At 67.9% G+C, this 23611-nt stretch carries 21 protein-coding genes; 13 read left to right on the forward strand and 8 right to left on the reverse strand.

Features of this window, described 5'->3' with window-relative positions; all coding sequences use genetic code 11:
* Positions 1–19: 19 nt before the first annotated feature.
* Entirely contained in the window at positions 20–448 is a 429-nt protein-coding gene (locus tag LYSHEL_RS11455) for a GFA family protein (RefSeq protein ID WP_244858526.1), read from the forward strand.
* Between the two features lie 6 nt (positions 449–454).
* Here the strand turns inward: LYSHEL_RS11455 and LYSHEL_RS11460 are convergent, their stop codons facing one another.
* On the reverse strand, positions 455–2803 hold the full coding sequence (locus LYSHEL_RS11460) for a hypothetical protein (RefSeq protein ID WP_213434172.1): 2349 nt from the start codon (positions 2801–2803) through the stop codon (positions 455–457).
* A gap of 75 nt (positions 2804–2878) precedes the next feature.
* On the opposite strand from LYSHEL_RS11460, the gene LYSHEL_RS11465 reads away from it, so the two are divergent.
* Genes LYSHEL_RS11465 through LYSHEL_RS11480 form a run of 4 tightly spaced genes read left to right on the forward strand, consistent with a single transcriptional unit; the run spans position 2879 to position 4762 of the window.
* The gene (locus tag LYSHEL_RS11465) at positions 2879–3217 is read left to right on the forward strand and encodes an ArsR/SmtB family transcription factor (protein WP_213434173.1); all 339 of its coding nucleotides are present in this window, start codon (positions 2879–2881) and stop codon (positions 3215–3217) included.
* Positions 3214–3705, forward strand: coding sequence for an ArsI/CadI family heavy metal resistance metalloenzyme (locus LYSHEL_RS11470; protein WP_213434174.1), 492 nt, complete (start codon positions 3214–3216; stop codon positions 3703–3705). Before LYSHEL_RS11465 ends, LYSHEL_RS11470 begins: the two co-directional genes overlap by 4 nt.
* Entirely contained in the window at positions 3675–4088 is a 414-nt protein-coding gene (locus tag LYSHEL_RS11475; protein WP_244858527.1) for an arsenate reductase ArsC, read from the forward strand. The genes LYSHEL_RS11470 and LYSHEL_RS11475 overlap by 31 nt, the downstream gene beginning before the upstream one ends.
* The gene (locus LYSHEL_RS11480; protein ID WP_213434175.1) at positions 4085–4762 is read left to right on the forward strand and encodes an aquaporin; all 678 of its coding nucleotides are present in this window, start codon (positions 4085–4087) and stop codon (positions 4760–4762) included. The genes LYSHEL_RS11475 and LYSHEL_RS11480 overlap by 4 nt, the downstream gene beginning before the upstream one ends.
* Here LYSHEL_RS11480 and LYSHEL_RS11485 read toward each other — a convergent pair.
* Genes LYSHEL_RS11485 through LYSHEL_RS11500 form a run of 4 tightly spaced genes read right to left on the reverse strand, consistent with a single transcriptional unit; the run spans position 4742 to position 9281 of the window.
* Entirely contained in the window at positions 4742–5578 is an 837-nt protein-coding gene (locus LYSHEL_RS11485; protein WP_213434176.1) for a MurR/RpiR family transcriptional regulator, read from the reverse strand. The two genes, LYSHEL_RS11480 and LYSHEL_RS11485, sit on opposite strands and share 21 nt — an antisense overlap.
* A 1-nt stretch (position 5579) precedes the next feature.
* Entirely contained in the window at positions 5580–6677 is a 1098-nt protein-coding gene (locus LYSHEL_RS11490) for a dipeptide epimerase (RefSeq protein WP_213434177.1), read from the reverse strand.
* A 28-nt stretch (positions 6678–6705) separates the two neighbouring features.
* Complete coding sequence (locus tag LYSHEL_RS11495; protein WP_213434178.1) at positions 6706–8118, reverse strand: C40 family peptidase; 1413 nt, start codon at positions 8116–8118, stop codon at positions 6706–6708.
* 14 nt (positions 8119–8132) lie between these two features.
* The gene (locus LYSHEL_RS11500; RefSeq protein WP_213434179.1) at positions 8133–9281 is read right to left on the reverse strand and encodes a DUF819 family protein; all 1149 of its coding nucleotides are present in this window, start codon (positions 9279–9281) and stop codon (positions 8133–8135) included.
* Positions 9282–9479: 198 nt separating this feature from the next.
* On the opposite strand from LYSHEL_RS11500, the gene LYSHEL_RS11505 reads away from it, so the two are divergent.
* The 3 genes from LYSHEL_RS11505 to LYSHEL_RS11515 all read left to right on the forward strand — a co-directional run bounded on the left by LYSHEL_RS11505 (position 9480) and on the right by LYSHEL_RS11515 (position 15502).
* Complete coding sequence (locus tag LYSHEL_RS11505; protein WP_213434180.1) at positions 9480–10964, forward strand: transglutaminase-like domain-containing protein; 1485 nt, start codon at positions 9480–9482, stop codon at positions 10962–10964.
* Positions 10961–13858 (forward strand): TonB-dependent receptor, encoded by a 2898-nt coding sequence (locus LYSHEL_RS11510; RefSeq protein ID WP_213434181.1) that lies wholly within the window; start codon positions 10961–10963, stop codon positions 13856–13858. The genes LYSHEL_RS11505 and LYSHEL_RS11510 overlap by 4 nt, the downstream gene beginning before the upstream one ends.
* Before the next feature lie 105 nt (positions 13859–13963).
* Positions 13964–15502, forward strand: coding sequence for a serine hydrolase (locus tag LYSHEL_RS11515; protein WP_244858528.1), 1539 nt, complete (start codon positions 13964–13966; stop codon positions 15500–15502).
* 12 nt (positions 15503–15514) lie between these two features.
* Here the strand turns inward: LYSHEL_RS11515 and LYSHEL_RS11520 are convergent, their stop codons facing one another.
* Both LYSHEL_RS11520 and LYSHEL_RS11525 read right to left on the reverse strand, forming a co-directional pair.
* Positions 15515–16243 (reverse strand): response regulator, encoded by a 729-nt coding sequence (locus LYSHEL_RS11520; protein WP_244858747.1) that lies wholly within the window; start codon positions 16241–16243, stop codon positions 15515–15517.
* Positions 16243–17043, reverse strand: a complete 801-nt coding sequence (locus LYSHEL_RS11525; RefSeq protein ID WP_213434183.1) for a sensor histidine kinase — start codon at positions 17041–17043, stop codon at positions 16243–16245. Before LYSHEL_RS11525 ends, LYSHEL_RS11520 begins: the two co-directional genes overlap by 1 nt.
* 230 nt (positions 17044–17273) lie before the next feature.
* Here LYSHEL_RS11525 and LYSHEL_RS11530 point away from each other — a divergent pair, with 230 nt between their 5' ends.
* The 4 genes from LYSHEL_RS11530 to LYSHEL_RS11545 all read left to right on the forward strand — a co-directional run bounded on the left by LYSHEL_RS11530 (position 17274) and on the right by LYSHEL_RS11545 (position 21632).
* Positions 17274–18743 carry an ATPase domain-containing protein gene (locus LYSHEL_RS11530; RefSeq protein WP_213434184.1) on the forward strand — a complete coding sequence of 490 codons (1470 nt, stop codon included), beginning with the start codon at positions 17274–17276 and terminating at the stop codon, positions 18741–18743.
* 26 nt (positions 18744–18769) lie between these two features.
* The gene (locus LYSHEL_RS11535; RefSeq protein WP_213434185.1) at positions 18770–20197 is read left to right on the forward strand and encodes a hybrid sensor histidine kinase/response regulator; all 1428 of its coding nucleotides are present in this window, start codon (positions 18770–18772) and stop codon (positions 20195–20197) included.
* Complete coding sequence (locus tag LYSHEL_RS16030; RefSeq protein WP_244858529.1) at positions 20098–20325, forward strand: response regulator; 228 nt, start codon at positions 20098–20100, stop codon at positions 20323–20325. Before LYSHEL_RS11535 ends, LYSHEL_RS16030 begins: the two co-directional genes overlap by 100 nt.
* A gap of 68 nt (positions 20326–20393) precedes the next feature.
* On the forward strand, positions 20394–21632 hold the full coding sequence (locus tag LYSHEL_RS11545; RefSeq protein ID WP_213434186.1) for a GAF domain-containing sensor histidine kinase: 1239 nt from the start codon (positions 20394–20396) through the stop codon (positions 21630–21632).
* 58 nt (positions 21633–21690) lie between these two features.
* Here LYSHEL_RS11545 and LYSHEL_RS11550 read toward each other — a convergent pair whose 3' ends face one another.
* Positions 21691–22107: an ExbD/TolR family protein gene (locus LYSHEL_RS11550; RefSeq protein ID WP_213434187.1), complete on the reverse strand. Its 417-nt coding sequence runs from the start codon at positions 22105–22107 to the stop codon at positions 21691–21693.
* A gap of 357 nt (positions 22108–22464) precedes the next feature.
* Between LYSHEL_RS11550 and LYSHEL_RS11555 the strand changes: the two genes are divergently transcribed.
* Positions 22465–23607: a right-handed parallel beta-helix repeat-containing protein gene (locus tag LYSHEL_RS11555; protein ID WP_213434188.1), complete on the forward strand. Its 1143-nt coding sequence runs from the start codon at positions 22465–22467 to the stop codon at positions 23605–23607.
* Positions 23608–23611: the final 4 nt, after the last annotated feature.

The following is a 23611-nucleotide window of genomic DNA, read 5'->3' on the forward strand; positions in this document are numbered from 1 at the left end:
GCGAGGAGCGGTGCGAGCCATGAGTGCGACCCATAGCGGTACGTGTTTCTGCGGTGCGGTGCAGGTCGAAGTGACGGGCAGCCCGGAGGCGATGGGCTATTGCCACTGCAGTTCGTGCCGGTCGTGGTCGGCCGGGCCGGTCAATGCGTTCTCGTTGTGGAAGCCCGAGAACGTGAAAGTCACGCGCGGCCAGGAGCACGTGGGGCATTTCGCGAAGACGGAAAACAGCGACCGGCAGTTCTGCACGGAATGCGGCGGGCACCTGATGACGATGCATCCGCCGTTCGGTTTGATGGACGTGTACGCGGCGACGATCCCGACGCTCGACTTCAAGCCCGCGTTGCACGTGAACTACGGCGAGACGGTGCTGCGCATGCGCGATGGCTTGCCGAAGATGCGCGACTTCCCGAAGGAGCTGGGTGGGTCGGGCGAGACGTTGCCGGAATAAGGCGCCTCAGGTAATCCATTGCGTGAGCGTGTCGAGCTTCCAGCCGTTGCGCTCGCGCGTGAGCAGGTAGGTGCCGCCGGTCCAGCCGGACGTCCATTTCACGATGGCCTGCGAACCGTCGCGGCTGGTTTCGAAGACTTCGATTTCGGTGGCGAACGTCTTGCCGCGCACCTTCGACAGCTGTTCGCGCTGGGCCGGGTCCAGCACCACGATGCGGCCGTCGAACGACAGGCCCGCGAACCATGCGGGCGGCGCTTGCATGAACAAGGTGCGCGCGGCGTTGTAGCGATCGGTGCCGGCGCCGAGGGCGAAGGTGCGGCCGGGCGAGGCGTCGGTGGCGTTGGTGGTGACGATGGCGCCGAGGCGGTCGCCCAGGATTTCCTGCAGCACGCGCGCCATCGCGTCGGCGCCGCGCGCGTGCGTGGTGGCGGACACCTGCGGCAGCGGGTCGCGGCCATCGGGCAGGCCGTCGTCGTCGGTGTCGGCGCGCGCGGCGTCGAGCAGCATCGCCCATTCGGCGAGGTCGGTCAGGCCGTCCGCGTCGGTGTCGCGCGCCAGGTCGTCGAGCGTGGCTTCGACGTAGGCATCGTCGCGCTGTTCGAGGAAGGGCAGCGAGACCGGCGGCAGCATGATGTGTTCGTTGTCCACCGCGCGCACGGCGACTTCCAGTTGCAGGCGATCGCCGTCGAGCATCGGCAGCTTCGAGTCGGGGAGCACCGCGTAGGGCGCGAACATGCGCAGGCCGGTGTACAGCGGCCCATCGAAATGCGCGCCGTTGTCGTGCGACACGCTCACCCAGTAACCGCCGGCGCTGATCTCGCCCGTGGGATCCAGGCTCTGCGAGGCCGTGAACGCGACGATGCGCGCGCCATCCTGTTGCCAGCGCACGAGTTCGCCTTCCGGAAGTCGTTTCGCCCACGCCGGGGCCTTGCGCTGCGGCGGGCCGGCGAAGCGGGCTTCGTCATGGTCCTGCGTCGCGGTCGGATGCAGGCGACGCAACGGCACGGGGAGCGCCTGCTCGCGCCATATGGGGCGTGTCGCGACGAGCGCGGCGTCCATCCGTGCGCGCACGGCGTCGGGCAGGGCAGACGCGGGTGCGTTGGTGATCGTCTTGTCGGCAACGGGATTCGTGGCGGCGACGTGGTCGATCTCGCCCAGCAGTTCCGGTGCGCAGCGATGGCAGTTGGCGATCGCTTCGCGCTTTTCGTCCGCCGGATCGCGCAGGAAGGCAGCCTCCACCAGGCCCGGATATCCCTGCGCGCGGGCGAGCCGCGCGAACACCGCCTCCCACGTGCGGTAGTACGCATCGCCGGTCGCCGGATCCACGCGGAAGTGCTGCACCAGGAACGGGAAATCCTCGCGCGCGGGCGCATCGAGCAAGCGATCGAGCATGCCGGCGAGGTACGCATCGCCTTCGCGCTGCCTGCGCTGGTAGTCCTCTTCGTTCGCCGGCGCTGGCGCAGGTGCGACGCTTGCGCGCCATGCGCGGGCGCGCGTGGCGTCGCCGCGCAAGGCATGGGCCGCCGCCAGCGCCAGGCGCAGATCGTCGTCCATGGCGGCGGTCAACGCCGGTTGCGTGGCCGGTGACTCGGGCAGCAGGGCCAGCGCTTCGTCGGTGCGGCCGGCCTCGAGTTCCTCGCCGATGCGCAGGGCGCGCAGCTTCGTGCGCCGCGCTTCGGACACGCTGGGGTCGGCGTGCGCCTTTGCATCGCCGACGCGCAACGCGGCGAGCTGCAGCATCTCGCCCTCCAATCCGGAGGCGCGCTCGGCGAGGTCGAGGAACGGTCCGGAATCGGCGGCGCGCAAGGTCGTGCGTGTCGTCAGCAGCGGATCGCACCCGATGGTGTCGTACAGCAGCACGCGCGCGCGGTCGGCATCGGGACGACCGGCGAGCAAGCGTTCCAGCGACGCGACGTCGCAATCGCCGTAGTGGCCTTCGTCGATGGTGCGGCCGGCCTCCACCAGCACGGTGTCGTCGCGCGGGAAGTCGTGCGCGAGCGCGATGTACTTGTCGATCAGCGCGGGCGGGTTGTAATCCTCGCGCGTGGGAACCGCACGTTCGATGGTGAGCTCGAGCAGGCGTTGCGTGAGTTCGGGCGACAGGTCGTACTGGCCCGCGGCCTTGCGCTGGAGGGCGGGCAGGTCATCGCCGGCCTTGGCCCAGGCGTAGAGGCGATCTTCGAAGGATGGCGGCTCCGGTTGCCCGCCCTGGACCTGGAACATGTCGCTGAATTGCGAACTGCTGTGCTCCAGGAATGCAGCGATCTTCGCGTGCTCCGACCCCGTCGATTGCGCGGCCGCGACCTGCACCGCCAGCAACATCCCCAGCCCCACCCACGCCCGATCCTTGCGCATGCATCCCCCGATGCCCGATGGCGTGGGCAAAGTAGCAGGATTGACTCAATTCCAGAATTCCGGAACTATCGAATCATGCAGACCCCCCACGCGCTCGCCGCCCTCACCGCCCTCAGCCACGCCTCGCGCCTGGCCGCCTTCCGCGAACTCGTGCAAGCCGGGCCCGACGGCCTCTCGGTCGGCGAACTTCGCGATCGCCTTGGCCTGCCGCCCGCCACGCTCAGCGCGCACCTCAACGTGCTGCGCGCCGCCGACCTCGTGCAGGACGAACGCGACGGCCGCGTCATCCGCGTCCGCGCGCACTACGCGCGCATGAATGCCCTGATCGATTACCTCACCGAGAACTGCTGCGCCGGCGCGGCCTGCGGTCCGGTTCCCCAATGCGCGCCATCGAAGAAAGGATCCAAGCCATGAGCCGCTTCCACGTGCACCTCAACGTCGCCGACCTCGACGCCAGCATCCGCTTCTACACCGAGCTGTTCGCCACGCAGCCGACCGTCCGCAAACCGGACTACGCGAAGTGGATGCTCGACGCGCCGCGCGTCAACTTCGCCATCTCCAACACGGGCCGCGCGCCGGGGATCGACCATCTCGGCATCCAGGTGGACTCCAGCGAAGAACTCACCGGGCTTGGTCAGCGCCTCGACGCGGCCGGCGGCACCGTCGTGCCGGAGGACGCGGCCATCTGCTGTTACGCCCGATCGGACAAGCTGTGGACGGAAGACCCGCAGGGCACGCGCTGGGAAACCTTCCACACGATGGGCGAGGCGACCACGTATTACGCGGGCGACTCGGCCTGCGCCACCGACGGCGCGGCGTGCACGCCGGACGTGGCGAAGATGCAGCCCGCGCCCGCCGCGGGCGAAGGCGCTTGCTGCGCACCGGCCTCGGCGTGCTGCTGATGAAACGCGTGCTGTTCGTGTGCATCGAGAATTCCAATCGCAGCCAGATGGCGGAGGCGTTCGCGCGCATGCATGGCGGCGACGCGGTGGAGGCAATGAGCGCCGGTTCCGCGCCGTCGGGCCGCATCAATCCGAAAGCGGTGCGCTTCATGGCCGAGCGGGGCTACGACCTGGCCACGCATGCGTCGAAATCGCTGGACGACATCGACGGTGAATTCGATGCGGTGGTCACGATGGGCTGCGGCGATGCGTGCCCGTGGGTGCCGGCCAAGCGCCGCGAAGACTGGGCGCTGCAGGATCCGCGCGACATGGACGACGCTGGTTATCGCGCGGTGCGCGATGACATCGAATCGCGCGTGCGCGCGTTGCTGGCGTCGCTGTGACGCTCGCGCGCCGTCTGCTGGCCGAAGGCCTGGGCACTGCGTTGCTCCTTGCGACCGTCGTGGGCTCCGGGATCATGGGCGTGGCGTTGTCGAACGGGAACGCCGGCATCGCGTTGCTCGCCAATGCGGCAGCGACGGCGGGTGTGCTCTACGTGCTGATCGCGGTGCTCGGGCCGATCTCGGGCGCGCACTTCAATCCGGTGGTGACGTTGGCGGCGCGGTGGTCGGGTGCGATGCGCAACGGCGAGGCGCTCGCCTACATCGTCGTGCAGTGCGTCGCGGCGATCGCAGGCGTGGTGCTCGCGCACGCGATGTTCGACCAGCCCTTGCTGCAACCCGGCACGCATGCGCGCACGGGCGGGGCGCAGTGGTTGAGCGAAGGCGTGGCGACGTTCGGGCTGCTGCTGACGATCCTGCTCGGTGTGCGGCGCGCACCCGCGGCGGTGCCGGCGCTGGTGGCGAGCTACATCTTCGCGGCGTACTGGTTCACGGCGAGCACGTCGTTCGCCAATCCGGCGGTGACGATCGCGCGGTCGCTGACGCAATCGTTCGCGGGGATCCGGCCGGCGGATGTCGGTGGATTCATCGTGGCGCAACTGGTCGGCGCAGCGTTGGCGGTCGTCGTGGCCACCTGGTTGTCGCCCGCGCCCGCGTCAGTCGGAAAGGGTGCGTAACCGTTCGAGGTTCGCTTCGAACCGCGCCAGCCGCTCCGCGCGTCCGTCGCACAACAGCACGAACACGCGATCCAGCAAGTGCTGCACGCCCGCTGCATGCAGCAGCGGTTCGACGTACGCGCGCTCGTCGTGCGCCGACACCAGCAGCGCGACGTCCGCATGCGCGCGCAGCGGATTGGCGATGTGCCGCGTGATGCTGACGACCTTGCCAGGTCGCTCGCGCATCAGGCGCGCGAGCTGGCACAGCGCCGGTTGCCGGCCCTGCGCCGAGAGCGCCATCAACACATCGCCGACGCGGCTCGCGGTGATGCTGGCGGCCAGGTGCCCGGAATCGTTGTGGTGCACGGCGACGATGCCGAGCAGGGCGAGGCGGTGCGCGAAGGCGCGCGCCAGGTCCGCGTCTTCGCCCGTGCCGTACAGCAACACGGTGGTCGCGCGATCGAGCACGGACGCGACGTATTCCAGCGACGACGGCGGATTGATCGCGCGCGTTTCGGATTCGGCGTCGGACTTGCGGCGCCACAGGTCGCCGGAAAGCAGTTCCGGCTTCTCCGTGCGTCCGTTCGTGGTGGTGTCCTGCGTGCCTTCGGGTCGCGCGGCCTGCGCGATCGAATACTTCAGGTCCGGGTAGCCGCGGAACCCGAGCTTCTGGCTGAACTTCACCACGCTCGACTGGCTGATGCCCAACGCCGCGGCCAACTGCTGCGAGGAGTAGTCGCGCAGCAGCTGCGCGTTCTCCAGCAGGAAGTCGGCGATGCGGCGCTCGATCGCGGACATGCCCTCGCGTTCGGCGCGGATTTTCAGCAGGGGATCCATCTCACCCCGCCAGCGGTTCGAGGCCGCGGATGCCGCGGATGCCCAGGCCCGGCGCGTCGGGGATCGAGATCTCCGATTCGTTGAAGTTGACGCCGCCCTCGACCGGGTTGAACTGCTGCAGCGACGGCCCGTCGAGGTCGACCTTGGTGATCGCGTCGGCCTTGGCCACCGCCACGTGCGCGGCGGCCGCGACGCTGATGCTGGACTCGAGCATGCAGCCGATCATGCATTCCACGCCGTGCAGCGCAGCGATGTCGGCGATATGGATCGCATTGGAGATGCCGCCGGTCTTCATCAGCTTGATGTTGACGATGTCGGCGGCGCGCATGCGGATGAGCTCGATCACCTGCGCGGGGCCGAACACGCTTTCGTCGGCCATGATCGGCGTGGTGACGCGTTCGGTGACGTAGCGCAGGCCTTCCAGGTCCGCGGCCTTGACGGGTTGTTCGACGAGTTCGAGCTGGATGCCCGCGTCTTCCATCGCGCGGATCGCGTGCACCGCTTGCTTGGCCGTCCAGCCCTGGTTGGCGTCCAGGCGCAGCAGCGCGCGGTCTTCCACCGCGGCGTAGATCGCCTTGGCGCGTTCGATGTCGACGCCGATTTCCTTGCCCACCTTGATCTTCAGCGAATCGAAGCCGCGTTCCACCGCCGACAGCGAATCGGCCACCATCTTGTCGATCGTGTCGACGCTGATGGTGATGTCGGTGGTGATCACCGGATCGCCGCCGCCCAGCACGCGGTACAGCGGTGCATCGAACTGCTGCGCGAACAGGTCGTACAGCGCGATCTCCACCGCGGCCTTCGCGCTGGTGTTCTTCTCCATCGCGGTCTGCACGAGGCGCGTGAGGCGGTTGAGGTCCGAGATGTCCTGGCCAATCAGGCGTGGCGCGATGTAGTTCCGGATCGCCTCGACGATCGAGCCGATGGTGTCGCCGGTGATCACCGCGGTGGCCGGCGCTTCGCCGTAGCCGATGTTGCCGCTGTCGGTGTGCAGCATCACGATCACGTCTTCCACCTGCGTGACCGTGCGCAGCGCCGTCTTGAACGGCGTCTTCAGCGGCACGCGCAGCATGGCGAATTCGATGCGGGTGATCTTCATGGGTCGGTCCCTGTCGGTCCGCGGCTAATCAATTGGGCGCCGCGGCAACGCGGACGACGCTGGTCATCCGGTCGACGTAGCGGTGGTCCTGGTCGTACATCAGCGGCAGCAGCGGCGTCACCGACACCGCGTTGAGGTGCAGCGAGAAGCGCTTCCCGTCGGGGCCGAGGATGCTGCCGCCGTTGGTGTCGTGGATGACGTAGGGCTGCCCGTCGATGCGGCCGATCACCATCATCACGTGGCCGGGGATGTAGACGAGGTCGCCGACATCCAGCGCGGCGACGGCGGTGTCGCGCTGCGCGCGCGTGGACGTGTCGTCGAAGCGCGTCTTGCGCAGCGCGGGGCTGCGCGCCTGGTCGCTGGTGTTGCGCGGCAGCAGGATGCCGAGGCTGGCATACACCTCCGACACGAAGCCGCTGCAGTCGCGGTCGCCGTAATCGTGGCCCCAGCCGTAGCGTTCGCCGAGGAACTTGAAGCCCTGGCGCACGATGTTGGCGCGCGTGAGCGGGAGCGGGGCGGCTTGCGTGTCGGCGATCTTCGGCACCAGCGCCGGCGCGAGTTGCAACGTGCCGTCGTCGCCGCGGATCGGCAGCGAGACGATGTGCGAGGTGTAGGGATGCTGGCCGTTGACCGGCACGTCGGGCTTCGCATCGGCGAGCGGCAGGCGCGTGCCCATCTCCAGCAGCACTTCGGAGGCCTTCGGCAATTCGGGCGTGTAGACGGTGCGGATCTTCGCGCCGGTCACCAGGCGGTACGGCGACTTCGTGGCGTAAGCCAGCACGTTGTCGCGCGGGCCGGTCGCCAGGAACTTGCGTTCGATCCACGCGCGATAGCGCTGGCTCACGACGAAGGCCCATTGCCCGTCGCGGCTGGTGTGCACGATCGCCACCGGCGTGCCGGGGAAGACGCCGCTTTCCTGGAACCGGTCGATGTCGGTGTCGTCGTCGCTGGTGAACGCGCGCAGGTTGGACGGGAAGGTGCGCAGCGAGGCGCGCTGCACGACGAGCGCCCAGGTGAGCGGCGCATCGGCGAGCTTGTCGAGCGCGAGCGCATCGACGAGGCCGTCGATCGTTGCCGCGGGAATCGCGCGGTGCTGTTCGTCGTACAGCGGTTTCGACGGGCGGCTGGAAAGATCGGTGATCCATTCGTTCGCCTGCGCCTTCGTCACCGACGCGGGCAGGGCGGACAGGTCGTACAGCGAAGGATCGGTGGCCTGCATGCGCGCGTTGGCGGCGGCGATCGCATTCGCATCCAGCAGCACGCGATCCGCATCGGCGCCCATGCGCGCCACCCAGAACGCCGGATCCAGTTGCGCATCCGTCACGCCGGGCACGCCGGAGGCGGGCACCACCAGCGCGTGGACGGGTTCGCGCGCCGGTGCAGGCGCGCACGCGATCGCCAGGGCGAGGCCGGCGACGAGCGGAATGGACGGAAGGCGCATGGAGGACCTCACGATCAGGGAGCGAGCGACGACAGGATCGATGCCATCAGCAATCCGAACCCGGTGCCGAGGATATAGCCCAGCAACGCGAGCAGGACGCCCACCGGCACCAGTGCGGGGGAGTACGCAGCGGCCAGCACGGGCGTGGCCGCCACGCCGCCGACGTGCGCGAGCGAGGAGATGCCGCACAGGTGCAGGTCGAAGTGGAAGAGTTTCGCCATCAGCACGAGCAGCGTGGCGTGGATCAGCAGGATGCTCAGGCCGCACGCGATGTACCACGGCGCCGCGGCGATGCCTTCGAAATTGCTCTGCGAGGCCAGCACCGCCACGACGAAGATCAGCAGCGCGCTGGCGATCGGGCCGGCGCCGGGGAATTTCGACAGCGGCGTGTGCGCGACGATGAGTCCCGCGACGGTCGCGAAGATGATCGTCCACGAGGTCTTGCTGAGGAAGTCCGAATCGGGGATCAGCCCCGCGATCCAGCTCGACACCACGCCCACCGCGAGCGCCAGGCCCAGCCACAGCAGCACGGCGTCCGGCGTGACCGGGCCGCGCGGCGCGGGCACGGCCGCGACGATGTCGCCGGCGGCCTTCGCCTTCGTCCAGCGATTGAAGGCGGGCGCGAGGCGCGCGACCGAGAACAGCACGGCCACCCACACCGAGTAGCACAGCGCATCGGTGAACAGCGCCATCGCGAGCGCGTTGTCGGACATGCCGATCGCTTCCTTCACCGCGACCAGGTTGGCCGACCCGCCCACCCACGACCCGCTCAACGCGGCGAGCGGCTGCCAGCCGGTCTCCGGCAACACGTGGCGGAAGATCAGGTACGTCGCGATGAACGCGACGAACAGGCACAGCGTCGTGCTGAAGAACACCGCGAGCACGCGTGGCCCGAGCGCGAAGATCGCCCGCAGGTCGCAGTTGATCATCAGCAGGAACAGCATCGCGGGGATCGCCTGGCCGATCAGCGCCTTCTGCGCGCCCTGGATCTCCGGGTTGATCTGCCACAGCCCGGCCACCGACAGCCCGGTGACGCACAGGTAGACCATGACGATCGGGGGCATGACCGAGAACAGCCGCCAGCCGAAGCGCCGTTCCAGCATCGGGAACAGGCCCGCGATCGACAGCAGCAACGCCAGGTATGGCCAGACCGTGTGGATCATGCGCGCCCCATCCGGCCCGGGGTCCGGGCGTGGTCGGAATATATATTCATCGTTCGTCGGCTTGGAAGAATAATTTATTGACCGCCCCCCGGACGCGTGTTACACAGCCGCACGCATGCCGTCACAGGGTGGTTGCGCTTGGACGAACTGGCCCGCCGTTCGATGTCCCCCCGACCTTCGCAAGCGGGCACTCCCCGCATGCGTGGCCGGCTGGCCCTTGCACTGGTGGCGATCGTACTCGGCGGCGGCGCGGCGATGGCGGCGGCCCTGTATCAAGGCGAGATCCCGCCGCCGGCCCCCGCCCGCATCGTGGCGCTGGTCGATGCCGGCGACTTCAAGCAAGCCAACACCGCCATCGATGCCGCCCTCGCGGCCCCGGGCATTTCCGCTTCAGACCGCGACGCTTTGCTCTTCGAACGCGAGCGCATGCGCCGCATCCGCCTGGATTTCAACAAGTCCGAGGCCGACGTCCGCAAGCAGTTGCGCGAGAACGTCCCGGACCTGCGCGACGATGAGTTCGCCGCGTGGGAGCGCAGCAACCAGCTCGAACACATGACGATCGACGGCGAGAAGCGTTACTTCTCGCGCGGCGCGTCGAACCTGTATCGCCTGAGCCCCGAAGCCCTGGCGCGCCGCAAGGCCCCGCCGAAATACACCGACAGCCCGCTCGAATCCGCCCATCCGCACCACGCGCAGGCGCGCGTCGAAGCGTTGAAGACCGGCAAGACGAGCGTGCTGCCGCAGCGGTTCCGCGTCACGCAGTCGCTCACCGTCGAAGCCGACGCGGTGCCCGCGGGCGAAACGGTGCGCGCGTGGGTGCCGTATCCGCGCGCGATCCCCGGCCAGCAGGACGCCATCAGGTTCGTGTCGAGCACGCCCGGCACGCACGTCATCGCGCCGGAATCCGCCCTGCAGCGCACCGTCTACATGGAAGCGCCGGCGGTGCAGGGCAAGCCGACGACCTTCGAAGTCTCGTACGAAGTCACGATCTCAGCGCAGTACCACCCGATCGATGCAGCGAAGGTCGTGCCGCTCTCCGATGCGCAGCGCCGCGAACTCGCGCCGTACCTGCAAGCGCGTGCGCCGCACATCGTGTTCACCGATGCGATGAAGCAGCTTTCGCGCGAGACCGTCGGCGACGAAAAGAACCCGTACCGCATCGCGCAGAAACTCTTCCGCCTGGTGGACGACCAGTACCCGTGGGCCGGCGCGCGCGAGTATTCGACGATCCCCAACATTTCCGATTACGCCCTGCACGCGCACCACGGCGACTGCGGCCAGCAGACGCTGCTGCTGATGACGCTGCTGCGCCTGAACGGCATTCCCGCGCGCTGGCAGTCGGGGATGATGTTCTCGCCCACCGATTACTGGAATTTGCACGACTGGGGCCAGGTGTACCTGGCGCCGTACGGCTGGGTGCCGATGGACGTGACGTTCGGGCGCCTGCAAGGCAACCCGGACACCGAGTGGTTCTACCTCGGCGGCCTGGATGGCTATCGCATCGCCTTCAACGACGAGTGGGGCGTGCCGTTCTTCGACGCCACCGCACCGCAGGCGAAGCATTTCTTCCGATCCGAAACCGTCGACTCGCAACGCGGCGAAGCCGAGTGGCGCGGCGGGAACCTCTACTTCGATCAGTTCGACTACGACTTCAAGTGGACATTGCTCCGGGAGGGGACATGAAGCACACGTTGATGCGCAGGACGTCGTTGTGGTGCGCGCTGGCCTTGGCCTTCACGGCGCCGATGGCCCTCGCGGCGAATACCGATGGTGCGCTGGTCGGCCACGTGGCCGCGGGCGCCACCGTCACCGCGCGCAACCCGCAGACCGGGTTCGAACGCACCGTCACGGCGGATGCCGACGGCAACTATCGCTTCCCGTTCCTGCCCGTGGGCACGTACACCGTGCAGGCGAGCCAGGGCGGAGCGGCGGTGGGTGCGCCGGTCACGGTGTACGTGAGCCTCGGCAACGCGACCACCGCCGATCTCGGCGGCAGCGCGTCGACGCTGGATACGGTGACCGTGATCGGCGCCGGCGGCACGATCATCGACACCACGTCGACCGAATCGGCCACCAACATCACCGCCGAGGAACTGCAGCGCCTGCCGGTGGAGCGCGATGCGCTCTCCGTCGCGCTGCTCGCGCCGGGCCTGGTGCGCGGCGAGTTCGGCGGCGTGTCGTTCGGCGGGTCGTCGGTCGCGGAAAACGCGGTCTACATCAACGGCCTGAACGTCACCGACTTCTACAACCGCGTCGGCTTCTCGTCGGTGCCGTTCTCCTTCTTCAAGGAATTCCAGGTCAAGACCGGCGGCTATTCCGTCGAGTTCGGCCGCACGACGGGCGGCGTGATCAACGCGGTGACGAAGTCCGGCACCAACGACTTCCAGTACGGCGCCGAGCTGGTCTGGGAGCCGGACTTCCTGCAGGACACGCAGGAAGACCACGTCGGCCGCATCTCGCGCTACGACGAATACGACCGCACGAGCCTCAACCTCTATGCGTCCGGCCCGCTGATCAAGGATCGCCTGTTCTTCTTCGGCATGTACGAGGCGCGCGACTACCAGCCGCGCAATTCCGACGACGGCTATTCGAACTACTTCGACGGCGACTCCAACAGCGGGTTCTGGGGCGCGAAGATCGACTGGCAGATCAGCGACAAGCACCTGCTGGAATTCCTGGCGTTCTCCGACGACGACACGCTGACCACCGACTCGTTCAACGTCGACGACGCCGGCATCCGTACCTACGAGAACACCTCGTTCAACGAGACCGGCGGCAAGGACTGGTCGCTGGCCTACACCGGCTACCTCACCGACACCTTCTCGATGAAGGCGCTGTACGGCGAGAACCAGCGCAACGCCAACGTCAACAGCCTGGCCGACGATGCGTGCACGCTGGTGCAGGACCGCCGGGTGAGCTCCGACTTCATCGGCTGCACCGCCAACACCTCCGTCATTTCCCGCACCGACGAACGCAAGGCCGCGCGCCTGGACTTCGAGTGGCAGCTGGGCGAACACCTGCTGCGCTTCGGCCTGGACCACGAGCAGAACACCAGCGACTACAACAGCCGCTACCCGGGCCCGGGCTTCCGCTACGAAGTGTTCAACGTGCCGGGCAGCGGCCGCGTCAACGGCACGCCGGTGCCCCCGGGCACCACGGCCTACGTGCGCACGCGCGAAGTCCGCAACCAGGGCACGTTCGAAACCGACAACTCGGCCTGGTACCTGGAAGACAACTGGCAGGTCACCGACAAGCTGATGCTCAACGCGGGCGTGCGCGTGGAAGGCTTCGACAACAAGAACGCGGCCGGCGACAGCTACATCAAGATGGACAACATGGTGGCGCCGCGCTTCGGGTTCTCGTTCGATCCGCACGCCGACGGCCGGATGAAGATCTTCGGCAACGTGGGGCGCTACTTCCTGCCCGTGGCCAACGTCATCAACATCAAGCAGGCCGGTCCGTTCCTGGATCGCCGCACGTTCTACGCGTTCAACGGCTTCGGTCCCGACAACACGCCGATCCTCGGGCCGCAGATCGGCCCCGTCGACGAATCGCAGGGCAACGGCCAGGTCGCCGACCTGCGCGGCGAGGTGGACGCGGACATGGATCCGGTCTACCAGGACGAGCTGATCCTGGGCTTCCAGCAGCAGCTGACCGATGCGTGGTCGTGGGGCATCCGCGGCATCCACCGCAAGCTGCACAACGCCATCGACGACATGGAGATCACCTGGAACGGCTTCTGCGAAGTGGACTTCTTCGCGATGGCCAACCCGGGCAAGGACCTCACCGTCCTCAGCGACACCGATTGCGATGGCGAGAACGACGCCTTCGTGAACATCGATACGTCGAAGACGGGCTGGGCGATGTACGACGTGGACGGGAACCTCATCGGCATCACCGGTTGGCCGAAGCCGCGCCGCTCGTACAAGGCACTGGAGTTCCAGCTGGATCGCGCGTGGGACAACCGCTGGGCGTTCAATGCGTCGTACACGCTGTCGTACAGCGAGGGCAACGCGGAAGGCCCGGTGAATTCCGACACCGACTTCTCCGACTCGGGCCGCACCGAAGCCTTCGACAATCCGTGGGTGAACTTCAGCGGCGACGGGTATCTCCCGAACGACCGCCGCCACCAGGTCAAGATGCGCGGCACGTACGCGTTCAACGACAACTGGCAGGTGGGCGCGACGCTCGATGCGCGTTCCGGTCGCCCGGTGAGCGCGTTCGGCGCCGGCAACCCGTTCGATGCCACGGAGTTCCACAGCTTCTACGTGTGCGCCCCCAACTGCAGCCCGGCCAGCCCGGCGCGCAACTTCACGCTGTACCAGCGCGGCACCCAGGGTCGCCTGCCGTGGACCTACGACCTCGGCGCGAACGTGACGTACCTGCATTCGTTCGGCACCGCCGACCTGCGCGTGAAGTTCGCGGTCTACAACCTGCTCAACCAGCAACGCGTCAACGAAGTCAACGAAGACCTGGAACTCGAGGACGGCCTCGGCACGTTCAACGAGTTCTATGGCCAGGGCACGGGCTACCAGTCCCGCCGCTACGGCCAGATCACGGTCTCCGTCGACTTCTGATCGCTCCAACGTTGTCCTGAGGTACCCCTTCCGGCGGCCTTCCTGGCCGCCGCTTTTTTTCCACTATCCTTCGACACCATGCGCACATTCCGATCGATCTGCTTCGTGGCACTGGGCGTCTTCGCAGGAAACGCCTGGGCCGCCGATCCCGCGTACGACCGCATCGTCGACGACGTCGTCGCGCGCTACCACCTGCCGGGCGTGGCGGTGGGGGTGATCGAGGACGGCAAGGTCACGTACACCCGCACCGTCGGCGAAGCGGAAGCCGGCAGCGGCAAGCCGATCACGTCGCAATCGATCTTCAAGATCGCCTCCAACAGCAAGGCGATGACGGCCAGCGTGCTGGCGAGACTGGTCGACCAGGGCAAGCTGCACTGGGACGATCCGGTGGTGAAGTACCTGCCGGACTTCCGGATGCACGATCCGTGGGTGACCGAACACATGCTGGTGCGCGACCTGCTCGTGCACAACAGCGGCCTGCCGGAAGGCGGCGGCGATCTCATGCTGTGGCCGGAGCCGAACCATTTCTCGCGCGAGGACATCGTGCACGGGCTGGGGTACATCAAGCCGGCGTACGGATTCCGCGCGGGCTATGCGTACGACAACCTGCTGTACGTGGTCGCGGGCCAGGTTGCAGCGGCGGCGGGGGGCGCGCCGTACGAAACACTGGTCCAGCGCGAGATCTTCGCGCCGCTGCACCTGTCGCGCTGCCGCGTCGGCGCGTTCGATCGCGATGCGACGGGCAACGTGGCGCAGCCGCACGTGCGCGGGGAAGACGGGCGTTACAAGGTCGGCGACAACACGGATGCGGTGCACGTCGAACCGATCGCCTCCGCGCCCGCCGGCGGCATCCGCTGCAGCCTCGACGACATGCTGGCGTGGATGGGCAACTGGCTCGCGCCCACCGAAGCGCAGAAGCCGTGGCTCTCCGCCGAACAGCGCAAGCAGATGTGGCTCGCGCGCACGCCCATGCCGGTGTCGGCGCGGCGCAAGCGCTGGGACAACACGCACGTCTATGCGTACGGCTACGGCTTCCGCATGGCGGATGTCGACGGGCAGTGGACCGTGTCGCACACGGGCACTTTGTCGGGCATGTATTCGATGATGATGCTGCTGCCGGACAAGCGCAGCGGGTTCGTCTTCATGATCAACGGCGATGCGGACGACGCGCGCACGGTGCTGGGCGAAACGCTGCTGAAGCAGTTCACTGCGCCGCAGCAGCACGCGACGGTGAAGCAGTACGCGGACGAGCTGGATGCGGAAGCGAAGGCCGCCGCGGCGGCTTCGAAGCCGGCGAAAAAAGCGGAGGTGGCGCGCAAGCCCGTCGTCGCGCCGTTCGACGCCACGCGCACCGGCACGTGGCGCGACCCGTGGTTCGGCGTCGTGCGCGTGTGCCCGGCGGGCGATCGCCTGACGTTCGTCTCCGACAAGTCGCCGCTGATGCACGGCACGATCGTGAAGGTGGGCGATCGCTGGCGCATCGACTGGGACGAAGACCGCATGGACCTGGAAGCCTGGGTCGACTTCAAGGGCGACGGCGTCGCGCGGCGGATGACGCTGGCGAAGGTCGATCCCGACGGCGACTTCAGTTCCGACTACGAAGACCTGGCGTTCGAACGCACGGGCGAGTGCCCCGCGCGCTGACGCCCCGGCGGATCAGGGGGCGAGCAGCAGGCGCAGGCCGACGCCCGGTTCGGTGAGGATCCAGCGGGGCGATGCCGCGTCGTCGCCCAGCTTCTGCCGCAGCTTGCCGACCAGGATGCGCAGGTAATGCGTGTCCTGTTCGTAGGTGGGGCCCCAGAGTTCGCGCAGCAGCTGCGACTGCGTGACCACCCGGCCGACGTTGCGCGCCAGCATCGCCAGCAGCGCGTATTCCTTGCGCGTCAGCGTCACTGCATCGCCGCCCAGCGTCACCGTGCGCTCGGCGAGGTCGATGCGCAGGTAACCGTCGTCCAGCGTCGCGCGCTCCGGCACGGTGGATGGTCCGCGCAGCTGCGCGCGCACGCGCGCGAGCAGTTCATGCACGCCGAAGGGCTTGGTGATGTAGTCGTTCGCGCCCGCATCGAGCGCGGACACCTTTTCCGTTTCCTCCGCGCGGCCGGACAGGACGATCACGGGCACCTGGCTCCATTGCCGAACGGCGCGCAGCAAGGCCTGGCCATCGCCGTCGGGCAGGGTGAGGTCCAGCACGACGAGGTCCGCGCCCCGGGCGCCGAGCGATTGCAGTCCGCGTTGCTCGCCGTCGGCGGTATCCACGTTGTAGCCGTTCGCGCGCAGCACCGTGGCGAGGAAGCGACGCAGTTCCGCATCGTCGTCCACGACCAGGATGCGCGCGGGGCGGATGTGGTCTTCCGTCCACGCCGCGCCCGACACCAGGGCGCCGATCACGGGGCAGCGTCCGGCGGCGCCTCCCGCGTCGGCAGGGTGAGGCGGAAGCAGGTGCCGTGCGGCAGGTCGGCGGGGCAGGTGCGAATGTCGCCGCCGTGCGCGCGCACGATGCTGCGACTGATCCACAGGCCGAGGCCGGAGCCGCCGTGCGTGTCGCCCGCGTCGGTCACGAACATCTCGAAGGCGTGTTCGCCCACCGAGGCCGCAATGCCGGGGCCGGCGTCGCGGATCTCGACGATCGTCTCGCGCGCGTTCTGTTCGATGCGCACCAGGATCGCCTCGTCCGCCGGCGAATACTTGGTCGCGTTGTGCAGCACGTTGAAGATCGCCTGCTCGAGCAATGCGCCGTGCACGTGCAGCAGCGCCAGTCGCGGTGCGGCCTCCACGTCGATGCGTGCGCCGGCACCGAGGCGCCGCGCGCGGTTGACCGCGCAGCCCACGATCTCGTCGATGCCGACCCAGTCGCGCACGAGCGCAAGCCCGCCCGCGGCGTCGCGGGACGCGCGCGTCATGTGCTGCAGGTTGCGCAGGTAGCCGTCGAGGCGTTCGCCCTCGTGGCGGATGATGGCGAGGAACGCGTGGCGTTCGTCTTCGTCCATCCGCGGTTGCGAATGCCGCAGCACTTCCGCCGCGCCCATCATCACCGACAACGGTGCGCGCAGGTCGTGCAGCACGGAAGCAAGCAGGGCCATCGGGAAGGCCGCCGGCCCATCGTTCATCGCAGGCGCGTCGCCACCGGCATGGCCGGCGCGATGCTGCCTGCGTTCGTCCTGGTTGGTGTTGGCGTTGGTCTGCATTCGGCTCGCTGGGTGTTTGAAACCGACGGACGTTTTAGCGGCCGTCGCGTGACCCGCAACCGAACAGGTCGGAAAATTTACGCGTTCTTTACGTGAATTCACGCGTTTCCAACTAGGCGTTCAAGCAAGTGTCAGGAACACTTGCACGTCGTCGCACACGCTCTTCACGTGGTGCGCACGCCAACGTCGCGCGCTCGGCGCGATGCATTACAGCAGGGGCGCGAACGAACGTGACACACACTCCCATCGGCTCGGGCATTCCAGGGCTCGACGTTGTGCTGGGCGGCGGCTACACGCCGGGCCGCCTCTACCTGGTGGAAGGCCTGCCGGGCTCGGGCAAGACCACGCTGGCGATGCAGTTCCTCCTCGACGGTCGCGCACGCGGCGAGCGCGTGCTGTACGTGTCGCTTTCCGAAACCGTGTCGGAACTGCGCGAGATGGCGGAGTCGCACGGCTGGTCGCTGGACGGCATCTGCCTGTACGAAGCGCTGGCCGTCGATGCCTCCGGGGTCGATGCGCACTACACGATGTTCCATCCCTCGGAGATCGAACTGGCCGACACCACGCGCCGGATCATGGAGCACATCGAAGCGATCGCGCCGGACCGCCTGGTGTTCGATTCGCTGGCGGAGCTGCGATTGCTGTCCGGCTCGGCGCTGCGCTATCGCCGCCACGTGCTGGCGTTGAAGCAGTACTTCGCCGACCGCGCCTGCACCACGCTGCTGCTGGACGACGTTTCCGCATCGGAAGGCGGCATGCAGGTGCACACGATCGTGCACGGCGTGGTGCGCCTGTCCGCGCTGGATTCGGACTTCGGCGGCGACCGGCGGCGCCTGCGCGTCAACAAGTACCGCGGGCGGCGTTTCATCGGCGGGTACCACGACTACCGAATCGAACATGGTGGGCTGCAGGTGTTCCCGCGCCTGGTGGCGTCCGAGTTCCGGCGCGAGGGCGAGCAGCGCTCCGTGGGCACGGGCGAGCCGCGACTGGACGCGCTCCTGGGCGGCGGCGTCGATCGCGGCACGAGCACCTTGCTGATCGGCGCGGCGGGCACGGGCAAGTCGTCGCTCGCCACGCTGATCGCGTCGACGGCCGCGGAGCGCGGCGAGCGCTCGGCGATCTTCGCCTTCGACGAAAGCGTGCGCTCCTTCATCACGCGCTCGCAGGGCCTCGGCTTCCCGATCGAACGCTACCTGCGCGATGGGCATATCCACCTGCAGGCGGTGGATCCGGCCGAGTTGTCCTCCGGCGAGTTCACCCAGGTCATCCGCGACGCGGTGGAACTGCACGGTGCGCGCGTGGTGGTCATCGACAGCCTCAACGGCTATCTCAACGCCATGCCGGAACAGCAGTACATGCTGCTGCAACTGCACGAGTTGCTGGCCTACCTCGGATCGCTGGGCGTCATCACCATCCTCATCAGCGCGCAGCTGGGATTGATCGGCACGATGAGCAACAGCCTCGACGTGAGCTACCTCGCCGATTCGGTGGTGCTGCTGCGGTACTTCGAAGCCAGCGGCGAAGTGCGCCAGGCGATCTCGGTGCTGAAGAAGCGCACGGGTGCGCACGAACGCACGATCCGCCCGTTCAAGCTCGGGCCCGACGGGTTCGAGATCGGCGAGCCGCTGCGCGAGTTCCGCGGCGTGCTGACCGGCGTGCCGCAGGAACGCAGCGCGTCGGCCGGCGGCGCTGGCCGGTGAGGGGCGAAGCGCCTTCCCATCGCGGGATGTCCGTCGCGCTGCTGCTGCCCACGCCGCGCGACACGGAACTGGCCGCGCGCCTGCTGGCCGACGAAGCCATCACCGCGGTGCGCTGCGACACGGTCTTCGACCTGGAGCGTGCGCTGGAAGGCGAGGTCGGTGCGGTGTTCGTCGCGGAAGAATGGCTCTCCACCGGTGCCCAGCGCGTGCTGGGCGACACCGTGGTGCGGCAACCGGGCTGGTCGGACCTGCCGATCCTGGTGCTCGCGCGGGTGGGCAGCGACTCCCACCACCTCGCGCGCATCACCAGCGAGCTCGGCAACGCGACGGTCCTGGAACGTCCGTTGCGGGTGGCCACATTGACCAGCGCTGCGCGCAGTGCGCTGCGCGCGCGCTGGCGGCAATACCAGATCCACGCGCAACTCGAAGCGCTGGAGCACGCACGTGCCCAGCTGGACGTGGCGGCGCGGCGCAAGGACGAATTCCTTGCCATCCTCGGCCACGAACTGCGCAACCCGCTCGCGCCCATCCGCAACGCGTTGCAGGTGTTGCTGCAGCGCGCGAAGCCGCGCTCGGACGAGCACGCGCTGATGTCGATGATGCGCCGGCAGGTGGACCACATGGTGCGCCTGGTCGAAGACCTGATCGACGTGGCCCGCGTCACGCGCGGCACGGTGGAACTGCGTTGCCGGCCGGCGCGCGTGTCGGAGGTGTTGCGCAGCGCAGTGGAGTTGAGCCAGCCGCTCATCGACGCGGGGCAGCATGCGTTGCACGTGGACGTGCAGGACGACGCGCTGCTGGTGATGGCCGATCCGGTGCGGATCGCGCAGGTCTTCAGCAACCTGCTCAACAACGCGGCGAAGTATTCGCCGCCGGGCGGGCGCATCGACGTGACCGTGGCGCGCGAAGGCCAGCAGGCGGTGGTCACCATCGTCGACGCCGGCGTCGGCATCGAGCCTGCGGTGTTGCCGCGCGTGTTCGACTTGTTCACCCAGGGCAACCAGGGCCCGCATCGCGCGAAGGACGGCCTGGGCATCGGCCTGACGCTGGTGCGCACGCTGGTGGAACTGCATGGCGGCACCGTGAGCGCGCACAGCGAAGGGCCACGACGCGGCTCCACGTTCTGCGTGCGGTTGCCGTTGCTGGAGGGCGACGCGCTTCCTGCGACCCCCGAGCTCGTCGAACCGGCGGCCGAGGTCGCCACCCCGAATGCGCTGCGCGTGATGGTCGTGGACGACAACGTGGATGCGGCGGAGACGCTGGGCATGTTGCTGTCGTCGATGGGCGTGGACCATCGCATCGCCTTCGAGGCTTCGATGCATTGCGCATCGCCGGCGACTTCGATCCGCACGCGATGTTCCTCGACCTCGGCATGCCCGGGATGGACGGTTACGAACTCGCGCGACGCCTGCGCGATGCACCCGGCGGCGCGGCGCGCGTGCTCATTGCATTGACGGGCTGGAGCCAGGCCGAAGACCAGCTGCGCACGCGCGACGCGGGCTTCGACCACCATTTGTCGAAGCCCGCCGACCTCGACGCACTGGATCGCCTGCTCGATCGCATTCATGCGAGCGCGGCGTGAAAGCGCGACGCGCGAACGCGGCCGTGATACAGGCGGGCCTCACCTCGCGCGGCGTAGGCTCCGATGCAATGGAGCACGCCAACACACTGCCGCGCGACCTGCAGATCGTCGCCATCGTCCAGCGCCTCGCCGTGTGCGCCGACGCTGCACAGGTGTGCCACGCGCTGGCCGAATGCACGCGCAAGCTGATCGGCGCCGACGGCGTGACGGTGGTGATGCGCGACCACGAACGTTGCCGCTACGTCGAGGAAAACGCGATCGGCGAATTGTGGAAGGGCCAGGATTTCGCGATCGGAGAATGCATCTCCGGCTGGGCGATGCTCCACGACGAACAACTGGCGATCCTCGACATCCGCCAGGACCCGCGCATCCCGCAATCGTTGTACGCGGCCACCTTCGTGCACAGCCTGGCGATGACGCCCATCGGGCACGATCCGGCGATCGGCGCGATGGGCGTGTACTGGTCGCATGAGCACGCAGCGACGGACGACGAACTCGCATCGCTGCGCGCGATCGCCGATTCGGCGGCCCTGGCGCTGGTGAACCTGCGGCTGGTGGAAGAACTGCGCGCCGCCAATGCGCGCAAGGAACAATTCCTCGCCAGCCTCGCGCACGAACTGGGCGCGCTGCTCGGGCCGCTGCGCACGTCGCTGCACCTGCAGGGCAATGCGTCCGACCTCGACGCGCATCGCCGCGCGCGCGACATCATGACGCGGCAGGTCGCGCGCCAGGCGCGCCTGGTGGACCACCTGCTCGAAGGCAGCGTGTTGCTGACCGGACTCGCGTCGTCGACCTGCGTGCCGCTGGACCTGGGCGAGGAGATCACCGAGGCCGTGCGCGCGCACGACGCTGCCGCGCAGGCGGCCGAAGTGCGCCTCGCGCTGGCGCCGTTGCCGGATCGCATGCCGATGCTGGGCGACCCCGCGCGCATCCGCCAGGCGCTCGCGCAGTTGCTGGACAACAGCGTGCGCTGCACGCCGCCGGGGGGACGCATCGAGGTGTCCGCGGCGATCGTCGGCGCCAACGCGGTGGTGCACGTGGTCGACACGGGAATCGGCATTTCGCCGCGCACCTTGCCGCACGTGTTCGAACCGTTCTCGCGCCCGGCGGAAGAACCGGAACGCAGCCTCGCCGGGCTCGGCCTCGGCCTGAGCATGGTCTCGGCCATTGCCGCGATGCACGGCGGCAGCGCGACGCTGTCCAGCGACGGCCCGGGGCAGGGCGCGATCGCGACGCTGGAATTCCCGTTGCGCGAATCCGTGCGCGGGCAGGCGCATCCGCGCTCGGCGCGCGGCACCTTGCACTAGCCTTGCCGCTTCCGCGAAAACGGCGCGACCTTGGCGATCGCGCCGTTCGCGTATTGGATCAGTGCTGCACGAACGCGATGTGCTCGAGGTTGGCCTCGCGCGCGGCGGCCAGCACGCGCGTCACCACGCCGTAGTCGGCATCGCCGCTCGCATCGATCTTGACCAGGGGCGGATGCGCGGGATCGCGCTGCGCTTCCACCGCCATCAAGGCCTGCAGGGCCGAGTACGGCTGCACGCTGCCGTTCCAGGCGATCTCGTTGTTGGCGTCGATGCGCAGGTTGATCTCGGTCGGCGGCGGCGCCGGCTGGTCCTTTGCGATCCCGGGCAGGTTGAAGTCCACCGCCTTCGACAGCGTGGGCGCGGCCACCATGAAGATGATCAGCAGGACCAGCATCACGTCGACCAGCGGGGTGATGTTGATGTCCGCGAAGTCGCGGGCGGCGGGGACGGACGGGGAGAAGGCGGAGCTGGCCATGTGTCACCTCCATCGAGGGCGTCATGCCCTGTTGACCCCACGCTACGCCCGCCCTCACGAATCGCGCAAGCGGGGCTGCGTGACGTGCGCGCGGTCACTCCTTCACGCGTCGACAACATTCGTGACGGCCGCTTCGTTTGCGCAAACCGCAGAGTTAGCGAATTCCTAACTTTGCGTTGATCGCTCGATTTCCGCATTCAGAAGTGTGTTCTTGAATGAAGACTGTGTGAAAACCCGGACTTACCCACAATTTTCGACATTCGCGCTTCCACTTTTTCACGCCATCAATACATTTGCCCTCGGCCCGGGGACATCCCGTGCGACGTCCCCCGAATCAATTTTTCCCGAGGCTTTCCAATGAATCGCAGCAACGAGCAGCTGGTCCAGGTGGTCACGACGCCGATGGCGCGCCGTACGTTCCTCAAGAACTCCGCCCTCCTGGCGGTCCCCGCGATCCTCGGTGGCGTTTCGCTGCCGGCGCTTGCCCTGACCGCACCCCCGGTTCGCACGCGTGGCACCACGGTCCTCAACGTCAAGAACTACGGCGCCATCGGCGACGGCATCCATGACGACACCGCTGCCATCCAGGCCGCGATCAACGCGCTGCCGACCGCCGGCGGCACTGTGACGGTCCCGGCCGGCACGTACCTGATCGACACCACCAAGAAGATCAACCTGCGCAGCTCGATGCTCTTCAGCATGGACCCGCTGGCGATCCTCAAGGCCAAGACCGCTTCGGTCTCGCGCCACTACCTGATCTACGTCAACGGCAAGTCCGACGTCGAAATCGCGGGCGGCCAGCTGGTGGGCGAGCGCGACACGCACAAGTACATGACCTCCAGCACCGACGAGTGGGGCCACGGCATCCAGATCCTCGGCGGCAAGCGCGTCACCGTGCGCGACCTGAGAGTGAGCAAGTGCACCGGCGACGGCGTGTGCATCGGCGGCTCGTCCAGCGACGTGGTCATCGCCAACATCATCGCCACCGGCAACCGCCGCAACGGCCTGTCGGTCACCAACTGCACCAACATCAAGGTGTACGACTCCGAGTTCAGCTTCACCGCCGGCACCTCGCCGGAGTGCGGCATCGACATCGAACCCGATGCGGGCTACACCTGCTCCAACGTGCTCATCCAGAACTGCCGCATCAACAACAACAACAAGTACGGCATCAACATCTGGAAGAACACCTCGGCCATCACCATCACGCAGTCCACGCTCGAGCTCAACGGCAGCCTGGGCATGGGCACCAACGGCGTCAACGGCCTGACGGTCACCAACAACACGGTCCGCAGCAACTCCGCCACCGGCATCGTCTTCAACGACGGCACCAAGAACCTCAACCACAGCGGCAACCTGTCGTACGGCAACTACACGCGCCTGGGCGCCAAGGTCCGCACGCCGTTCACGCAGACCGGCTGGACGAGCAAGATCGAGCGCGACATCCTGATCCGCGGCACCACCAGCGGCATCGTGATCGGTTCGAACAACTACAAGTAATCGC

This window comes from Lysobacter helvus (genome assembly GCF_018406645.1).
In the GTDB taxonomy this organism is placed as follows: Bacteria; Pseudomonadota; Gammaproteobacteria; order Xanthomonadales; family Xanthomonadaceae; genus Noviluteimonas; species Noviluteimonas caseinilytica.